General features: G+C 74.0%; 16 protein-coding genes and 2 pseudogenes. 5 read left to right on the top strand and 13 right to left on the bottom strand.

Features of this window, described 5'->3' with window-relative positions; translation table 11 throughout:
* Nucleotides 1-28: 28 nt before the first annotated feature.
* The 5 genes and pseudogenes from ACIP60_RS08260 to ACIP60_RS08240 all read right to left on the bottom strand — a co-directional run bounded on the left by ACIP60_RS08260 (nt 29) and on the right by ACIP60_RS08240 (nt 3,006).
* Complete coding sequence (locus tag ACIP60_RS08260; protein WP_400681362.1) at nt 29-277, bottom strand: hypothetical protein; 249 nt, start codon at nt 275-277, stop codon at nt 29-31.
* Nucleotides 274-1,359 (bottom strand): alpha/beta fold hydrolase, encoded by a 1,086-nt coding sequence (locus ACIP60_RS08255; protein ID WP_400681359.1) that lies wholly within the window; start codon nt 1,357-1,359, stop codon nt 274-276. The genes ACIP60_RS08260 and ACIP60_RS08255 overlap by 4 nt, the downstream gene beginning before the upstream one ends.
* Before the next feature lie 71 nt (nt 1,360-1,430).
* Nucleotides 1,431-1,619, bottom strand: a pseudogene (locus ACIP60_RS08250) (response regulator transcription factor); the annotation flags it as partial.
* A gap of 162 nt (nt 1,620-1,781) precedes the next feature.
* Nucleotides 1,782-2,279, bottom strand: a pseudogene (locus tag ACIP60_RS08245) (AAA family ATPase); the annotation flags it as partial.
* Nucleotides 2,280-2,400: 121 nt separating this feature from the next.
* Complete coding sequence (locus ACIP60_RS08240; protein ID WP_400681357.1) at nt 2,401-3,006, bottom strand: VOC family protein; 606 nt, start codon at nt 3,004-3,006, stop codon at nt 2,401-2,403.
* Between the two features lie 239 nt (nt 3,007-3,245).
* On the opposite strand from ACIP60_RS08240, the gene ACIP60_RS08235 reads away from it, so the two are divergent.
* Entirely contained in the window at nt 3,246-3,701 is a 456-nt protein-coding gene (locus ACIP60_RS08235) for an SRPBCC family protein (protein ID WP_400681355.1), read from the top strand.
* A gap of 94 nt (nt 3,702-3,795) precedes the next feature.
* On the opposite strand, the gene ACIP60_RS08230 is transcribed toward ACIP60_RS08235, so the two are convergent.
* A complete protein-coding gene (locus ACIP60_RS08230; protein WP_400681353.1) occupies nt 3,796-4,206 on the bottom strand; it encodes a spore-associated protein A in 411 nt (136 codons plus the stop codon).
* A 284-nt stretch (nt 4,207-4,490) separates the two neighbouring features.
* A complete protein-coding gene (locus tag ACIP60_RS08225) occupies nt 4,491-5,303 on the bottom strand; it encodes a metallophosphoesterase (protein ID WP_400681351.1) in 813 nt (270 codons plus the stop codon).
* Between the two features lie 224 nt (nt 5,304-5,527).
* On the opposite strand from ACIP60_RS08225, the gene ACIP60_RS08220 reads away from it, so the two are divergent.
* Nucleotides 5,528-6,085, top strand: coding sequence for a hypothetical protein (locus ACIP60_RS08220; protein WP_400681349.1), 558 nt, complete (start codon nt 5,528-5,530; stop codon nt 6,083-6,085).
* A 213-nt stretch (nt 6,086-6,298) separates the two neighbouring features.
* Nucleotides 6,299-7,120 (top strand): hypothetical protein, encoded by an 822-nt coding sequence (locus tag ACIP60_RS08215; RefSeq protein WP_400681348.1) that lies wholly within the window; start codon nt 6,299-6,301, stop codon nt 7,118-7,120.
* Nucleotides 7,121-7,219: 99 nt separating this feature from the next.
* On the opposite strand, the gene ACIP60_RS08210 is transcribed toward ACIP60_RS08215, so the two are convergent.
* Nucleotides 7,220-11,509, bottom strand: a complete 4,290-nt coding sequence (locus ACIP60_RS08210; RefSeq protein ID WP_400681589.1) for a discoidin domain-containing protein — start codon at nt 11,507-11,509, stop codon at nt 7,220-7,222.
* A gap of 620 nt (nt 11,510-12,129) precedes the next feature.
* Here ACIP60_RS08210 and ACIP60_RS08205 point away from each other — a divergent pair.
* The gene (locus ACIP60_RS08205; RefSeq protein WP_400681347.1) at nt 12,130-13,122 is read left to right on the top strand and encodes a serine hydrolase; all 993 of its coding nucleotides are present in this window, start codon (nt 12,130-12,132) and stop codon (nt 13,120-13,122) included.
* Nucleotides 13,123-13,171: 49 nt separating this feature from the next.
* On the opposite strand, the gene ACIP60_RS08200 is transcribed toward ACIP60_RS08205, so the two are convergent.
* Together ACIP60_RS08200 and ACIP60_RS08195 are read right to left on the bottom strand one after the other, a co-directional pair.
* Nucleotides 13,172-13,750 carry a DUF1990 family protein gene (locus ACIP60_RS08200; protein WP_400681346.1) on the bottom strand — a complete coding sequence of 193 codons (579 nt, stop codon included), beginning with the start codon at nt 13,748-13,750 and terminating at the stop codon, nt 13,172-13,174.
* A 147-nt stretch (nt 13,751-13,897) separates the two neighbouring features.
* On the bottom strand, nt 13,898-14,110 hold the full coding sequence (locus tag ACIP60_RS08195; RefSeq protein ID WP_100834392.1) for an EF-hand domain-containing protein: 213 nt from the start codon (nt 14,108-14,110) through the stop codon (nt 13,898-13,900).
* A 255-nt stretch (nt 14,111-14,365) separates the two neighbouring features.
* Between ACIP60_RS08195 and ACIP60_RS08190 the strand changes: the two genes are divergently transcribed.
* Nucleotides 14,366-14,929 (top strand): EF-hand domain-containing protein, encoded by a 564-nt coding sequence (locus ACIP60_RS08190; RefSeq protein WP_400681343.1) that lies wholly within the window; start codon nt 14,366-14,368, stop codon nt 14,927-14,929.
* Nucleotides 14,930-14,971: 42 nt separating this feature from the next.
* Here the strand turns inward: ACIP60_RS08190 and ACIP60_RS08185 are convergent, their stop codons facing one another.
* From ACIP60_RS08185 to ACIP60_RS08175, 3 genes are all read right to left on the bottom strand, one after another.
* Nucleotides 14,972-15,535 (bottom strand): hypothetical protein, encoded by a 564-nt coding sequence (locus tag ACIP60_RS08185; RefSeq protein ID WP_400681341.1) that lies wholly within the window; start codon nt 15,533-15,535, stop codon nt 14,972-14,974.
* Nucleotides 15,536-15,753: 218 nt separating this feature from the next.
* On the bottom strand, nt 15,754-16,224 hold the full coding sequence (locus ACIP60_RS08180) for a hypothetical protein (RefSeq protein ID WP_400681339.1): 471 nt from the start codon (nt 16,222-16,224) through the stop codon (nt 15,754-15,756).
* Nucleotides 16,212-16,718, bottom strand: coding sequence for a hypothetical protein (locus ACIP60_RS08175; RefSeq protein WP_400681337.1), 507 nt, complete (start codon nt 16,716-16,718; stop codon nt 16,212-16,214). The genes ACIP60_RS08180 and ACIP60_RS08175 overlap by 13 nt, the downstream gene beginning before the upstream one ends.
* Between the last annotated feature and the right edge of the window lie 55 nt (nt 16,719-16,773).

The raw sequence follows: 16,773 nt of genomic DNA, 5'->3' as shown, positions 1-16,773 counted from the left end.
GCGGGGGGCGCGGGGCGGACCGGCGGGTTCAGAGGCCGAGGTCGGCCGCCAGGCAGGAGAACCGCACCGCCTGGCTGTCGGGGTCGTGGGCGTCGGCCGTCCGGTGCGGCGGCGGGACCGGACGTTCCTCGACCAGGTCGGCGAGGGCGACCCGTTCCGGGAGCGCGCCGAACCGGGCCCGGCGGACCTCGGCGGCCCGCGCGTCGGCGTCCGGGCCGCGCACGTGCGTGTCGGCGTCCGGGCCGCCCGTCCGCCCGTTGGCGGCCGGGCCGCTCACGGCCGCGCCGCCAGGTGGTCGGCGTCCACCACGGCCTGGGCGAACGCGGTCGGCGCCTCCTGCGGCGCGTTGTGGCCGATCCCGGCGAGCACCCGGTGCTCGTAGGCGCCGGTGAAGAACTTCCGGTAGGCCGTGCCGTCGGTGGAGGCCAGGAACGGGTCGAGGGCGGGGTCCAGGGTGATGGTCGGCACCGTGACGGGCGGCTGGGCGTCGAGCAGCCGCTCGTAGCGGTCGTAGCGGCGCTCGCCGTCGGCCAGGCCCAGCCGCCAGCGGTAGTTGTGGACCACGATGGCGGCGTAGTCGGGGTTCTCGAACGCGGCGGCGGTGCGCTCGAAGGTGGCCTCGTCGAAGTCCCAGGTCGGGGAGACCTCGTCCCACACCAGCCGGCCCAGGTCGTGCCGGTTCGCCCTGGTCTCCATGGCGACCCGGCCGCGGTCGGTGGCGAAGTAGTACTGGTACCACCAGGCCCGCTCGTACTTCGGCGGCAGCGGGGTGCGCTGCGCCGGGAGGTGGGTGACGAGGTAGCCGCTCACCGACACCAGCGCCTTGACCCGCTCCGGCCACAGCGCGGCGACGATGTCGGCGGTCCGCGAGCCCCAGTCGAAGCCGGCCAGCACCGCCCGGCGGATCTTCAGGGCGTCCATCAGGGCGACGACGTCGAGCGCGATCGCGGACTGCTGCCCGTTGCGGGCCGTGGTCGGGGACAGGAACGCGGTGGTGCCGTGGCCCCGCAGGTACGGCACGATCACCCGGTAGCCGGTGTCCGCGAGCAGCGGGGCCACGTCGACGAAGCTGTGGATGTCGTACGGCCAGCCGTGCAGGCAGATCACCACCGGGCCGTTCTTCGGGCCGGTCTCCGCGTAGCCGATGTCGAGCACGCCGGCCTGGACCCGCCTCAGGTCGGCGAAGCCGGTGTGGGTGCCGGGGACGACGGCCGGGACGGTCGTGGCGGGGACGGTCGAGACAGGGGCGGTCGGCCGGTCGTCGGCGGTGAGCGCGCCGGCCGCCGGGGCGGTGGCCGGGAGGGCGGTGGCGCCGACGCCGAGGCCGACCGCGGTGGTGAAGGTGCGCCTGCTGATCATTTCCGGTCCTTTCCGGAGGCGCGCGGCGCCCCGGGGTGAGAGGGAGGGAGAGGGAGACAGGTGACGGGAGGTCAGCCCGCGTGGCGGGTCAGCGCGTCGCGCAGGGCCGCCCGGCTGGTGACGCTCAGTTTGGGGAAGACGCGGTACAGGTGCGAGCTGACGGTGCGCGGCGACAGGTGCATCCGGGCGCCGATCTGCTTGTTCGTCAGGCCGCTGGCGGCCAGGTCGGCGATGCGGCGTTCCTGCCAGGTCAGCGCGCCCGGCGCCGGGGGCGGGGTGTGGGGCGGGGCCCCGGCGAGCCGCAGGTGGCGGGCCGTGGGCTCGTCGGGGAGGGCCGCGATCGGCAGCTCGGGCAGGGCGGCGGCGTCGAACCGGGACGGCAGGCCGGGGCGGACCGCGACCAGCAGCCGCACCGGACGGCCCGTCAGGCGGCGGCCGACGAAGCCGCAGACGTCGGCGCTGGCCTCGTCCAGCCACTGCCCGTCGTCGAGGACCAGCAGCAGCGGACGCTGCTCGGTGGCGAGGGCCAGCAGGCGCAGCACCGCGATGCCGAGCGTCATGACCGAGGGCGGGCCGCAGTCCGGGGCACCGCCCGGGCCGCAATCCGAGCCGCCGCGCGAGCCACCGAGCGGGCCGCCGAACACGGTGTCGAACGCGGTCCGGGCCGCCTCGTCCAGCCGTGCGGCGTCGGCGAGCAGCGGGTGGAGCAGCTGGTGCAGCCCGGCCCAGGGCAGCGCCGACTCCACCTCGACGCCGGCCGCCCGGACGACGGTGTGGCCCTCCCGCTCGGCGAGGGCGGCGGCGTGGCTCAGCAGGGCGGACCGGTCGGCGTCCGCCGCCCCGCGCAGCACCAGGGCCCGGCCGGCGGCGGACGTCACGAACGCCGCCAGCTCCGCCCGCTCGGCCTCGCGGCCCACCATCGCCACCGCCACCGCCGTCACCGCCGTCACCGGTCCCGCCGTCGTCGCGGTACCGGCGCACCGCCCGCAGCCGCCCGCGCCCGCCCCGCCCGTGCCGCCCGTGCCGCTCACGCCGGCCCACTCAGCGGCCGAGGCCGGCCGCGCGCGCCATGTGGGCGGCGTACCAGGCGGGCCAGTCCGGGTCGGTGTGGCCGAGTTCGGCCTCGTGCGCGCCGTGGGCGGTCGCGGCGTCGCGGAGCGCCGATTCGAGTGCGTCGGCGGAGCGGTACACCGCGTGGTCGATCCGCCCGGGGCGCCGCTCGGTGACCTCCTGGAGGACGAAGGTGTTGCCGTCCGGGTCGGCGAACGAGGCGAACGAGCCGTACGACTGCCGCTTCGGGTGCGGGCCGGTGACCCGCTCGGCGGTGCCGGCGTGGTGGAAGACCCCGCCCGCGTCGTGGAACACCTCGCTGACCTCGACCCCGGCCGCCGCCAGCTCGGCGCGGGCCGCGGCGACGTCGTCCACCACCAGGTGCACGCCGTGCTCGGAGCCCGGGGCCGCGGCGGTCACGCCGCTGCCGACGATCAGCGACGCGGCCGAGCCGGGCGGGGTCAGGTGCACCACCCGGAAGCCGCCGGGGCCGGTGTGGTCGACGTCCTCGCGGAACCCGATCCGGGTCCAGAACTCCTTGGCCCGGTCCACGTCCGAGACCGGGACGACCACGACCTCGATCTTGAATTCCACCATCGTCGGCTCCTCTGCGGCCCGGGACGCCGGTCGGCGTCCCACCGACCACGATCCCCGGACCGCGGGCCCGTCGAGCCGGTGCCGGACCCTGGTCCCCCGGGTCCCGTACCCGGGGCGGGGCACGGGCCGGGCACGGGTCGGCCCGGGCCAGGGTCCGGCACCGGCTCGACGGGGTGCGGGCACCGGGCAGTCTGGGGGCCGTCCGGCAGACCGATACGAGGAGCGCAGGGAGAAACCCCATGGCAACCATCCACTTCACCGAGCGGACCCTGGCCACCCCGGAGCAGTTCGTGGCGTGCCTCACCGACTTCACCCCGGGCCGCCGGGAACTGTTCCCCAACAGCGCCGACGAGTTCCTCCGGGTCCACACGGAGGGCCCCGACCACGCCGAGGTCACCGAGGGCTCCGGCGGCGTCTGGGAACGGCTGCGCTACGACTGGTCCGACCCGCACCGCGTCGTGATGACCACGGTCGACTCCAACCTCTGGGGCGGCGCCTCCGGCCACACGTACACCCTCACCCCGCTGCCCGACGGCACGACCCGGCTGGACGCGGTGGTGGTCCGCGAGGGCAAGAACCTCAAGGGCCGGATCACCGGCCTGCTGCTGGGCAGCGTCGGCAGGGGCGTCCTGGGCAGCGCGCTGAAGAAGACCGTCGCGGCGGTGGAGTCCCGCCACCGGCTGACCCGCCCCTGACCCGCCCCTGGTTCGCCCCCGGTCCGAAGGCCCCGGTCCGAAGGCCCCGCCAGGCCGGACCGGGAACCGGCCGGGCGGGTCGCGGCGGGGTCGGTCAGCCGCAGTGCTCCCAGTCGGAGCCCCAGCTGATGCCCTCCGCGTAGCCGCCCCACGAGATGCAGGTGCCCTTGGCGCTGAGCTTGACCGGGCCGGCGTAGTACTTGTAGTAGCCGCCGTCGGCGGAGCCCGCCAGGTCGCTCTCCCGGTCTATGTGCACCCGCAGGTCGTACGTCCTGGTCCCGGTCGGGCTGCGCACCCAGGTGACGGCGCAGTTGCTCGACCCGTTGTAGAACAGGTAGATGTCGGCCACCGAGCCGAGGGCGTGGTGGTCGATCTGGTAGTAGCCGCTGCCGCAGGCCCCGCTCGGGGTGCTGGCGGCCTCGGCCGGAGCGGAGACGGACACCATCCCCGCGGTCATGGCCAGAACGCTGAGCGCGAGGGCGGCCCTCCGCTGTGACGTGCGCATGAATCTCCCCTTGTTTCGGTACTGGTCTCGGAACTTCCGCAGGCACGATAGCAGCGACCAAGATCAATTGACTACCGGTCAGTAAGCCGCCAACCGGCCTGTTTCGCAAGGGAACTGACGGTGTCCATCAGCCACAGGCGCGACCGCACCCCCGGTCGGCCGACGGCCCGCCGGCAGGGCCCGCCCGGACGGAGAACGGCGACTCGGAGCGGACCTGGCCCGCGCGGCGGGGCTGGAGCGCGAGGACGCAGGGGCGCGAGGGCGCGGGGGCGGCCGGGGCGGGCTCAGGCCAGGCGGGTGAGCAGGATGCGACCGCCCTCGTACACGCCGCCGTCGATGGCGACGACCCGGTCCTCGGCGTAGCGCAGCGCCTCCCGGACGTGCTCCGGGGGGATGCCGAAGTGCTTGGTGAGGGTGCTGTGGCCGTGCACCAGGACGGTGCCGCCCAGGGCGTCCAGCATCCGGGCGACCGGGTCGCCGGGGTCGATGGACCGGGCGTTCCGGAAGGAGCCGCGGGAACTCATCCGGCGGCTGAACTCCAGCCAGGCTCCGGGGCGTTCGTCGGCCAGGGCGGTGGCGGCGGCGCGGTTGACGGCGTCGATCCCGGTGCCGAGTTCGAGGTACTGGGTGGTGTCGGAGTGCACCAGCAGGTGGTCGTCGACCAGGACGGCGGCGGGGAGTGCGGCGAGCCAGTCCAGGTGGTCGGGGGTCAGGCGGCGCAGGTCCCGCTCCTGCCCGCCGAACCGGGCCCAGCCGCCGTGGAACCCGCCGGGCTGGCTCCACCCGGGTACGGGCGCGGTGCCGAAGCGGTGGGCGGCGAGCAGTTGCACCTCGTGGTTGCCCAGCAGCGCCCCCACCTGGCCGCCGGCGTCCGCGGCCTGCTCGGCGAGCCGCCGGACGTCCTCGATCACCCCGATCCCGTCCGGCCCCCGGTCGACGTAGTCCCCCAGCAGCCACAGCCGGGCCCGCCCGCCGGTCCAGCCCCCGTCCTCGCCGGTCAGCCCCGCCTCCCGCAGTGCGTCGCGGAACTCCGTGCGGTGACCGTGGATGTCGGCGGCGGCGTACAGCGGGGCGGGGGAAGCAGGGGAAGGGGACACGGCCGGGACGCTATCAGGAGGGCGGCGTCCCGGTTCGGCCGGGCCGACGGCCGTCCGCCCGTTTTGGCGCCCTTTTCGACGGTGGGTCCCGCTTTACCCGGGAGCCTTTTCTCCGGGTTCTCGAACCGGCGGGAGAACCGGGGCGACCGGAAGGGCGGGACTCCGGTACGGTACGTCAACCGATCGACTCTTTATGCACACCTTATGTCCAGTTTGGGATTTCTGTGAACATTGACTTCAGCCTCGACCCGGGCTTCTCCTGGTACGTCGTCCTGCTGATGATCAGCGGTCTGATAACGATCTGCACCGCTCTCGTCCCCGCCTCCGGCCTGAGCACCGGCCTGCGAATCTTCAGCGGCCTCGCCGGTGCCGCGTTCTTCGGCTACGGCGTCTACCTCGCTTTCTTCTTCGAGGGCAGCGAGTACTTCATCATCTTCAAGGCGTTCATCGTTCCGATCGTGCTGGTCGCCAACTTCGTCCGGTCGATGATGAACCGCGCCAAGGGCACCCCGGTCCCCCCGCAGAGCCAGGTCCCGTACCCGGGCCAGGCGCCCTTCCAGGGCCAGGCCCCGTACCCGGGCCAGGCTCCGTACCAGGGGCAGGCTCCGCAGCAGGCCCAGGCCCAGCCGCCGTACCCGGGCCCGATCCCGGCCCAGCCGCAGGCCCCGGTGCAGCCGCAGGCTCCGGTGCAGCCGCAGGCCCCGCAGCAGCAGATCCCGACCCAGCCGACGGCTCCGGTCCAGCCGGCGGCCGGTGCCGTGGGCACCGACCACAGCGCCTGACGGCTCGGCCACCGCGCCACGAAGCACTGTTCACCGAAGCGCCGTCCCGCCGCCGTGCGGGGCGGCGCTCGCGGTTTCCGGCCGGGGCCGGTGCGGCGCGGGAGGGGCGGTGGTCCTTCAAGGTCCTTGCGCGGCGGGGCTGTTGACGGCCTTTACGCGTTCATGGATAGTCTCACGCGCGGGAGCGCCCCGCCGGTCGGAAGGGGTGTCGGGATGGGAGTCCACGGGGTGGCGGCGGCCGGTGCGCGGGCGGCGCGGGTCGATCCGCTGCTGGCCGACCGGGTGGTCGAGGCGCTGCTGCTCGTCGGTCTGCCCGTCGCGCACGGCGGCCACGGGCCCGGCGTCCACCTGTTCGCCACCGGCGGCGCGGCCGGGGACGGGGACGGGCGCGGGGTCGATCCGGACCGCTGGCCGCTGACGCTGCGCTGGCTCTGCTCCGCCCGGCTGGAGGACGCCGCCGCGGCGGCCGGGGCGGGCAGCCCGTGGCCCCGGACCCGGCAGGTGGTGGCGGACAGCGTCGAGACCGCGCTCGCCGAACTGCTGCCCGCCCTCGGTCTGGCCGCCGTCCGCGAGACGCCCGCCGGCCCGACCCGGGTCGGGCCGGCCGGTCCCACCGCCCCCGCCCGGCAGACCGTCGCGGTCGCGGCCGCACCGGCCCCGACCGCCCCGCCGACGGACCCGGCGCCGCACCTCCCCACCGAGACCCTGGCCGCCGTCCGCCGCAGCGCCGCGCTCGCGGGCCTCCCGCTGGCCCGGCACCCCCGCGCGGCCGGCGTCGTCCTCACTACCTGCCCGCCCGTACCGGACGCACCGGACGCGCCGCTCACCACCGACGTCCCGGACGTCGTGGACGTCGCCTGGCACCCGTCCCCGCAGCTGCCCGGCGCCCCGGCGGTGTCGACCGCCGTCCGGGAGGCCATGCACCACGCGGTCGGCTCCGTGCTCACCGCCTGCGGCCTGCGCACCTCCTGGCACCGTCCCCCGGACAGCCCCCCGCACCTGCACGCCGACGCCCCGGCCACCGCCGCCCGCTGAGCCGTCCGCCCCGCGACGCGGTCCGGCCCCGGCCGGGCGGAGTGGTTCCTCCGTCCGGCCGGGGCCGTCGCACCCGGTTGCCAGGGGCTCCGGGAGCGGCTACCCGTTGGTGATCGTGAAGCTGGTGCCGGGCTGGCGGACGATGTCGCCGTCCGCGGAGTTGCTGACCTGCACGTTGGTGAGGACGGCGCTGCCGCGGGCGCCGGACATTGCCAGGATGCCCGCGCCGTTGTTCGACTTGTCGATCCGCACGTTGCTGATCTTGACGTCGGGGAGGGCCCCGCCGCCGGTCTTGAACTGGATGCCGTCGTAGGTGCTGTCGTGGATCTCGGTGTCGCGGATGACGACGCCGGGGATGTCCTGGCTGGCGGCGAACAGGGTGAGCGCGCCGAACTCCTGGGCCTCGTTCCAGAACGCGCCGCCGCTGCGGTAGATCGCGTTGTTGGCGATCAGGGTCTGCCCGGAGAAGGGCAGCGGGTCGTGGTCGGTGGCGAGCATGATGCCGGGGTAGTTGGCGGTGTCGTAGACCAGGTTGTTCTCGATCCGGTTGCCGTAGCCGCCGTACACCGCGATGCCGGTGGCGCGCCACGGGAGCTGGACGGTGTTGTTGACGAAGGCGTTGTCGTGGCCGATGTCGACGGCGGTGTTCTTGACGTACTTGTTGGCCCAGACGGCCATCGAGTCGTCACCGGTGGTGCGGAAGGTGGAGTTGAACACCGAGGAGTTGCGGGTGCCGTCGGCGAAGTTGATGCCGTCGGCGTAGGTGTCGCGGATGCGCATGCCGCTGAACTGGAGGCCGTCGGCGGGGTTCCACAGGTCGGGGATGTTGTCGTAGTCGCGGCCGACCCAGACGGCGACGTTGGCGTGCTCGATCCAGACGTTCTCGATCTTGGTGTTCTTGCCGAACCGGCCGTTCAGGCCGACGCCGCCCTCGGCGCCGTCGGAGGCGCCGCGGATCCGGCCGGAGCCGAAGATCGCGATGTCGGAGATCCTGGTGTTGTCGTCGATGTCGAAGCCGAAGTTGCCCTCGTGCGGGTGGTTGATGCTGCCGGTGGCGTTCTGCGGTTCGGTGAGCGTGTAGAACTGCGAGTACCACATGCCCGCGCCGCGGATGGTGACGTCGCGGATGCCGACCTGGTTGTACATGCCCCGGTTGAGCGGGTCGTCGGTGAGGATCTTCTTCTCCTGGCGCCACTGGCCCGACGGGATCCACACGCAGGGGATGGTGCCGTTCTGGTTGGCCGTCACGGCGGCCTGGATGGCGGCGGTGTCGTCCTGCCCGTCGTCGGGGACGGCCCCGAAGTCGGCGATCGAGGTGCACTCGGCCGGTTTGGCCTTGGGCGGGGCGACCTGCTCCAGGTCGACCAGGTCGATGGTGTAGAAGGACGCGGTGTCGCCGCTGTCGCGCTGCAGGCGCAGCTTGGTGCCGGCCGGGTAGCTCTTGGGGAGCAGCGCGTGGGTCTCGTCGAAGAGCCGGCGGGCGTCGGCCTGCGGGGTCTGGGTGAGGCCCTCGGGCTGGTCGGTGTTGCCGTACAGCCAGCTGTGCTTGGAGGAGAGGGTCAGCTTCTGCACGAACACGTTGTCGGCGTAGAGGCTGAGCGTGGCGTCGATGCCGCCGCCGCCGGGGGCGTCGGGGATCGAGTTGCGCACCACGATGGAGTTGGTCGGGACGGTGGAGGTGATCTCGACGTACTGGCCGGTGGCGGTGAGCTTCACCGACTTGCGGCCGGAGGACTCGGAGGCGTAGTTGGTGTGCCCGAAGGTGCGGGTGGCGTCGGCCTGGAGCAGTTCGCCCTGGTAGGCGCCGTCCTCGGCCTCGTAGCTGGTGAAGGGTGCGGCGGCGCCGCGGCCGACCACGATGGCCTTGCTGAGGGTGTTGTTGTTCTCGTTGGTCTCCTTGGCGGTGCCGGTGGCGTCGGCGGTGACGGTGATCGTCGCGCCGCCGGCGACGGCGGTCCAGGTGCCGGTGACCGGGAGGGTGAGGGTCTGCCCGGCGGGGATCGCCGGGGTGGTGGTGTTCAGCGTCGCGGTGCCGACGGTGAGCCGGGTGACGCCGGCGGGGGCCGGGTCGATGCCGCGGTTGTGGAGCTTGACGGTGAACGAGGTGGCCGCGCCGGCCGCGGGGCTGGCGGGGTTGGGGGTGACGTCGAGGACCTCGAGGTCGGGTCCGGGTGCCTGGCGGACGGTGATCGGGCTGCCCGCGGCGAGCAGGTTGTTGTCCTCGTTGCGCTCGCGGACGGTGTTCTTGGGGTCGACCCGGGCGCTGGGCAGGTAGCTGCCCTGCGGGCGGGTGCCGATCTCCTTGCTGACGGTGGCGGAGGCGCCGGCGGCCAGCGCGGGGACGGCGACGTTGTCGGCGAGCGCGCCGCCGAGCAGCAGGTCGACGCTGGTGGCGGCGGCGGGCAGGTTGCCGGTGTTCTTGACGGTGGCGCGCAGCGTGATCGCGGTGGCCTCGTCGGGGTCGGCCGGGGACCACGCCACGTCGGTGACGGTGAGGTCGGGGTTGGGCGCGGGCGTGCCGATGGCCTGGAGTTCGGCGACCTGTCCGGCGGGGGCGCCGGTGTTGGAGGTGAACTTCAGCTGGAGGTCGGCGACCCGGCCGGTGACCGGGACGGTGACGCTGTTGCCGCCGTTCGCGGGGTCGAAGCGGTAGTCGGCGGCGGCCTTCAGGCTGGTGAAGCCGGTGGCGCCGTCGGCCCGTCCGAGCACCTGGATGTTCTGGGTGCGGGTGCCCCACGCCGGGTCGGGGTTGAGCTTGACGACGACGCTCTGCAGGTCGGCGTCGGTGCCCAGGTGGACCGTCAGGGTGTTGGGGAACGCGCCGGAGTTGCCCTCCCAGTAGGTGGACAGGCTGCCGTCGTTGGCGTTGGCCGGGGCGAAGGTCCAGGCCTGCCCGGAGGCCTCGATCGGCTTGCCCGCGGCGAGGTTGCTGCCGGGGGTGCCGGTGCCGCTGCCGCTGCGGGTGACGGGGGCGCTGGGGTCGGACTGGTTGCCGGCCGCGTCCTTGGCCCGCACGGTGTACGTGACGGTGGCGGTGGCGGGCTGGCTGTCCGTCCAGGTGCGGACGGTGGCGGCGGTGCTGGCCTTCAACTGCCCGTCGGCGTACACGTCGTAGCCGGTGACGCCGACGTTGTCGGTGGCGGCGTCCCAGGTCAGCTTGATCTGTCCGGCGGCGGGCTCGGTGTAGGCGAGGTTGCCGGGCGCGCTGGGCTTGACGGTGTCGCCGGGGGCCTCGCCGGTGCGGGTGACGGGGGCGCTGGGGTTGGACTGGTTGCCCGCGGCGTCCTTGGCCCGCACGGTGTACGTGACCGTCTCGCTCGCCGGGCGGCTGTCCGTCCAGGTCAGCACGTCGCCGGCCACCGAGGCCGCCAACTGCCCGTTGGCGTACACGTCGTAGCCGGTCACCTTGACGTTGTCGGTGGCCGCGGCCCAGACCAGCTTGATCTTCCCGGCCTCGGGCTGGCTGTACGTCAGGCCGGTCGGCGCGGTGGGCGCCTGGGTGTCGCCGGAGGTCGGGCCGTACGCCTCGAACTCCGCCAACTGGGCGGCGGGCCAGGCCGAGTTGGCGGTGAACAGCAGCCGCAGGTAGCGGGTGGTGCTGGTGGGCAGCGAGACGGTGACCTGGTTCCCGGCCGCCGGGTCGAAGCTGTAGGCGGCGGGGGCCAGCAGGTCGGTGAAGGAGCTGCCGTCGGTGGAGCCCTGGACCTTGAAGGTCTCGCTGCGCTGCTCCCAGCCGGGCGGGAGCTTCAGCACCAGCCTGTCGACCTTGACGGCGGAGCCCAGGTCGCCCTGGATCCACTGCGGGAAGGCGCTGTTGCTGCTCTCCCAGTAGCTGGCCTGGTTGCCGTCGGCGGCGTTGCCCGGGGTGTAGTTCTGCGAGGTGCCGCTGGCGGTGAGGGTGCGTCCGGCCAGCAGGTTGGCGGAGGCGGCGCTCGTCCCGTAGACCTCCAGCTCGGAGAACTGGGCGGCCGTCCAGGCGCTGTTCGCCGAGACCTGGACGCGCACCCAGCGGGCGCTGGCGGCGGGGAAGGTGATCCGGACGGTGTTGCCGGTCGCCGGGTCGAAGGAGTACCCGGCGGAGCCGACCAGCGGCGCGAAGGTGCTGCCGTCGGTGGAGCCGAGCACGGTCAGCGTCTCGGTGCGGGCGCCCCAGCCGGTGGGCAGCTTCAGCGCCACCTGGTCGATCGAGGAGGCGCTGCCCAGGTCCACCTGGACCCACTGCGGGAGGGCGCCGTTGCCGCTCTCCCAGTAGCTGGCCTGGTTGCCGTCGTTGACGTTCGCGGCCGTGTACTGGCCGTTGGCGCTGCTCGCCGTGACGGGCTTCCCGGCGGCCAGGTTGGGGCCGCCGGCCGCGTGGGCCGGTAGCACGGGGCCGGTGAGCAGGAGCATTCCCGCCACGACCGACGTCGCCGTCAGGCGTGGCAGTAGGCGCTTGGATCTCATGACGTCCCTCTGTCTGGGGGTGGGTGGGGGGAGGGGAAAGTCGAGAAAACGACAGACATCTGTCTGTTTTTTGCGCGAGGGCACTCAAGAGTTACAGAGGGGTGATGAGAGTGTCAACGGACTCTAAAGAGGCTCCGCATACGGATCGACCGACGGGCGGCAACGGGCGACGGTGCGCAGGGGGTCGGGGCTGGGCTGCGGGGGCGAGAGCCGCGCGCGGGCTCCGCCGCCGCCCCGTGGAACGAACCGTTTCCTTGAGGTAAACGGGTCAACGGCAAGAAGTAGAGAGACTGGTGCAAAATCTCGACTGCCGGGAACGCCTGCGCCGCCGCGCATCACCGCAGCCCGGCGGGGTCGTGGTGGGATGGAAGCCACCCAGACGCGGGACGGGAGCAGGCGGGATGGGGTGCCGCACCGTCCTCTCGGATCGATTCCGTCCGCCCGCCTGCGCAAATAACGCAAGCAGACTGTCACTTTCTTGCGCGACCACTCCCCCGCCCGGCTTCTCAGTGGCCGCTCAGGCGGGGCTCATCGCAGGTCAAGGCGGGCGGCAGAGCATCGTCCGCATGACAGCACCATCGGAACCCCGGACCTCCTCCCGCCGACAGGAGCGTCGGGCCAGGCGCGCCGGGCGGATCAGGCGGGCGGTCGCCGTGGCGGTGGTGCTCTCGGCGCTCGGGGCCTGGCTGGTGCTCTCCCGCTCGACCACCGGCGCCCCGGCGAGCGCGGTGACGTCCGCCTCGGTGCCGTCGGCCGACACCACCGATACCGCCGACACCGCCGACACCGCGGCCCAGGACCCGACGGCCGACAGCGGCACCACGCCGGACGCGGACGCGAACACGGGCGCGAACACGGACGCGGACTCCGCGCTGGCCGCCGCGCTCGGCGGCCTCGACGGGCACTTCGCCGTCACGGTGACCGACCCCGACTCCGGTGCCACCGCCGGTTGGGGCGGCGACACGTTCGTCACCGCGTCGATCGTCAAGGTCGACATCCTGGCGGCCCTGCTGCTGGACAACGACGGCGTGCTGACCGGCGACCAGCGGGCCGCGGCGGCGCTGATGATCGAGCAGAGCGACAACGACGCGGCGACCGCCCTGTTCGACGCGGTGGGCGGCGCGCCGGGCCTGGACCGGGCGAACGCGGCCTTCGGCCTGACCGGGACGGTCGCCGGGACGGACGGCTTCTGGGGGCTGACCAGCACCACCGCGGCCGACCAGGCGCGGCTGCTGCGGGTGGTGTTCACCGCGGACTCCCCGCTGGGCTCCGCCTCCCGCGCCTACCTGGCGAAACTGATGGGCCTGGTCGCGGACGACCAGGACTGGGGCGTCTCCGCGGCGGACCAGGGCGGCGCGGTGCAGCTGAAGAACGGTTGGCTGCCCCGGGACAGCACCGGCCTGTGGGTGGTCAACAGCATCGGCCGGATCGAGTACGGCGGCCGGTCCCTGCTGGTGTCGGTGCTGAGCGACGGTTCGGCGAGCGAGGACGCGGGGATCGCGCTGGTCGAGTCGGTGGCGACGGCGGCGGTCCGGGCCTTCGCCGCCGTCCCGCAGTAGCCCCGGCCCCGCCCGGCGGCCCGGACGGCTACCCGGTCGGCGGCCCCGTTCAGGCCGGCCGTCCGCTCCCCGCCCGGGCCGCCGCGCGGGCGACCACCCGCAGGTAGCGTTCGACCGCGAGGTGCTGGAGCAGCAGGGCGACGGGGCGGCCGAGCCGGGCGTACCAGGTCGCGAGCCGGAAGAACGCGGTGATCTCGAACCACACCTCGCCGTCCGCGTCCCGGCTCACCACGAAGGACTCCTCACCGCGTTCGGGGTGCCCGGGGAGGGTGCCGTAGGCGAAGCCGATCCGGTCGGGTTCCTCGACCGTCCAGACCACCCGGCACGGGATGACCAGGCGGGGCAGCCGCAGTCCGGGCAGGGCGAGCCGGAGCAGGACGGTGTCGCCGGGGAGGATCCGGCCGGGCGCCGGGTGGATCGCGAAGCCCGAGCCCAACTGGACGCCCCAGCCGAGCACGTACGCCCCCGCGCGCTCCAGCACGGCGGGCCCGTGGCCGAGGTGGACGCGGCGGCGCAGCCGGGCGTACCCGGCGGGCGGGGCGGCGGACCGGGTGGCGCCGACCTCGGGGTAGCTGGGCGCGGCGGCGCAGGCGGCCCGGTGGCGCGCGCGGAGGTCGTTCGACGGCACCGGTCAGTTGTACGGCGTCCGGCGGCGGTCGGGCAACCTCGCCGCCGCGGCGTCCGCGTCCGCGTCCGTACGGTCGGCCGGCCGGCCGGCCGCGCCGCGTGTGCCGCGCCGTGCGCCGACCGGGGAGGGGCCGTCCGCTGTCGGTCGTCAGCCCTGGAGGGAGGCCCAGAACTCCTCGAAGGACAGCTTGCCGTCGCCGTTCGCGTCCTTGGCGTTGATGATCGCCTGGGCGACCGTCTCGGTGACGTGGTAGTCGCCGAGCTGGGCCATGACCGTCTTGTACTCACGCGCGGTGATCCGCCCGTCGCCGTCGACGTCCAAGCGCGCGAATGCCGCCCGTGCCGCTTCGATGTCCGCCACGAACCCACCCCTTTTCTCACTGTTCCACTGCTTACTCGACGCCGTGTTCGACGCGCGGGCCACAATAGCCGCCGCTCCCGGCCGTCCGACAAGCCGGTCCCGGTCCGGCGCGCGCCGGGCTCCGCGCTCCCCCGGCGCGGGGCCGCGTGGGCGCCGTGCGACCGCGCGCTGCCGTAGGGAGCGCCGGGGTGGAAAGGATCACCTCGCACCCGGACGAGGTGGGGATCCGGGCCGGGCTTCGAGAAAGGCACCGCCATGGCGAGCGAGTTCCAGCGTCACAAGCTCACGAGCATGTTCCACGCCTTCGACACGGACCGGAACGGCTACCTGGACCAGCAGGACTTCCGGGCCCTCGCGGACCGCTGGAAGCAGCTGCCCCGGGTGGCGGCGGAGCCGGAGCTGGCGGCCCGGGTGGAGCGGGTGATGCTCGGCTGGTGGGACACCCTGTACGCGGTGGCGGACACCAACGGCGACGGCCTGGTCGACATGGACGAGATCCTGGCCGTGGTGGACCGGCTGCCGGAGATGCGCCCGGCGGTGGCGGAGACCTCGGACACTATCTTCGACGCGATTGACGAGAACGGCGACGGCCGGATCTCCCGGGAGGAGCACCGCCGCCTGGTCGACGTGTGGAACGGGCAGCCGACGGACACCACCGGCGTCTTCGAGCTGGTCGACCTGGACGGCGACGGCTTCCTCTCCCGGGAGGAGTTCACCGAGCTGTGGGCCCAGTTCTGGATCAGCGCGGACCCGGCGGACCCGGGCAACCACCTGTGCGGGGCGCTCGCTCCGGCGGCGGACAGCGCCGCCGGAGCCTGAGGACGGCCTCCGGACAAGCGCGGGTGCGGGGGTGCCGGCGGCTCAGCCCTGCTGGGCGCGCGGGGCGCGGGCCTGGACGAGGGCGACGTAGCGGATGGTGAAGACCATCGGGACGACGAAGCCGGCGATCTGGACGATCAGCGAGGCGGTCGAGTGCCCGTGGCCGCCGTGGGCGAGGACGCCCAGCACCACGGCGGTGACCGCGAAGGCGGCCGTCCACACCGCGGTGATGATCACGTTGACCCGGATGAACGGCTTGAGCGTCCAGAACTCCCGCGGGGTGGTGCGCTTGGCGATGCCGAGCGTGAACGGCTTGCCGATCAGCAGCGAGCCGCCGGCGATCACCGCGAGGACGGCGGAGGACAGCGTCGCGGAGTAGTCGCGGACGCCGGAGTGCGGGTCGGCGAAGGCGATCGCGGCGAGCACCGCGAAGTACAGGGCGGAGCCGGTCTCGATGATCAGCGCGTCCCATCCGGCGCCGGCGGCGCGCTGCTGGACGATGACGGCGGCCGCGACCACCAGGCCGGCCAGCGCGGCCCACTGCCACTGGGACGAAGGGACCACCGCGAAGATGATCCAGGGCAGGAACGTGCGCAGGTAAGACATGGGTGCGATATCCCCCTCGATGGTCGGCCGACACTTCCTCAGGCCGTCTTTCCGCAGGATATCCACTACGGGGACCGGGCACACCGCCCGTTCGCTGGACGGATCATGACACTTCGTCGGCTGGACGGATCATGCCACCCGGGCGTCCGGACGGGGCGGTGTGCGACGGCGTGCGACGGTGCGCGGCGGGGGCCGACCGCCTCTGGCGGAGGGTCGGGTCAGCAGGGGCGGAGCGACTTGAGGGCGTCGTTGAAGGCGTTGCCCCGGGTGGTGGGGGCCATCGCGGTGGCGGTGCCCTGGTAGTCCTTGCCGGGGTACCAGCAGTAGGCGACGGGCGAGTTGTCGACCCAGGCGGAGACGCCACCGGCGCCGGTGAACCGGAAACCGTCGGGGAGCCGGAGGCTTTCGGTGTCGGGGAGTTCGGTGCCGGGCAGCAGCGCGACGGCGGCGTGGTCGAAGTGGACGCCGTCGTAGAGGCAGACCCAGCCGGCCGGGCAGTCGACCTGCCGGGCGGTGCGGCTGTCCCCGTTCAGGACGTGCACCCCGGGCGGGTTGCTCGCGGCGGCGGGAGCGGCGGGCTGGGCGGTGCCCGGGGCGGCGGCCACCGGGGCGGCGGCGGTGAGCAGCAGGACGGCGGTGGCGGCGGCAGCGAGGGCGCGGCGCGGGCGCGGGGGCGTCAGGAGTTCCACGGCGTCCCCAGCAGTTTGAGGTCGGTGGCCCGGTCGGGGGTGTCGGCGGTCCACCACACCTGGGCGTTGGCGCCCTTCTCGATGGCGAAGTCGGCGGTCGCGGTCCGCCCGGGCTCGATCTGCCGCCAGATGACGTCGCTGGTGCCGCGCAGGGTGGCGGCGCACTTCGCGGCGTCGAGGTTGGGGGCCTTGCCGCCGTCGCAGTCGTGGACGACCAGCGAGAGGTCGGCGGGCGCGTGGCCGGTGTTGGTGAAGGCGAGCCGTCCGCCGCCGGCGGTCTGGCACCAGGTGACGGTGCCCCCGGTGACGGGGAGGGCGGGCCCGGCGGCGCCGGTGCAGACCGGTTCGGTGTCGCGGGCGGCGGGCGGCATCGCGGCACCGGCACCGGGCTCGGGGGCGGGACCGGGTGCGGGGACGACGGCGGTCAGTGCGAGGACGCCGACGGGGACGGCGAGGGCCGCGGGGAGGCGGCGGCGCCAGGGGGTGCGGGGCATGTCTCTCCTGCTCGGCTGGAAGCCCGTGGGACGGGACGGCCGCCGATCCGCTCGG

Origin of the sequence: Kitasatospora sp. NPDC088783, from assembly GCF_044750705.1 — a bacterium.
Lineage (GTDB): Bacteria > Actinomycetota > Actinomycetes > Streptomycetales > Streptomycetaceae > Kitasatospora > Kitasatospora fiedleri.
The sequence above is the reverse complement of the archived record's forward strand: the minus strand, read 5'-3'. Positions and strand labels throughout refer to the sequence as shown.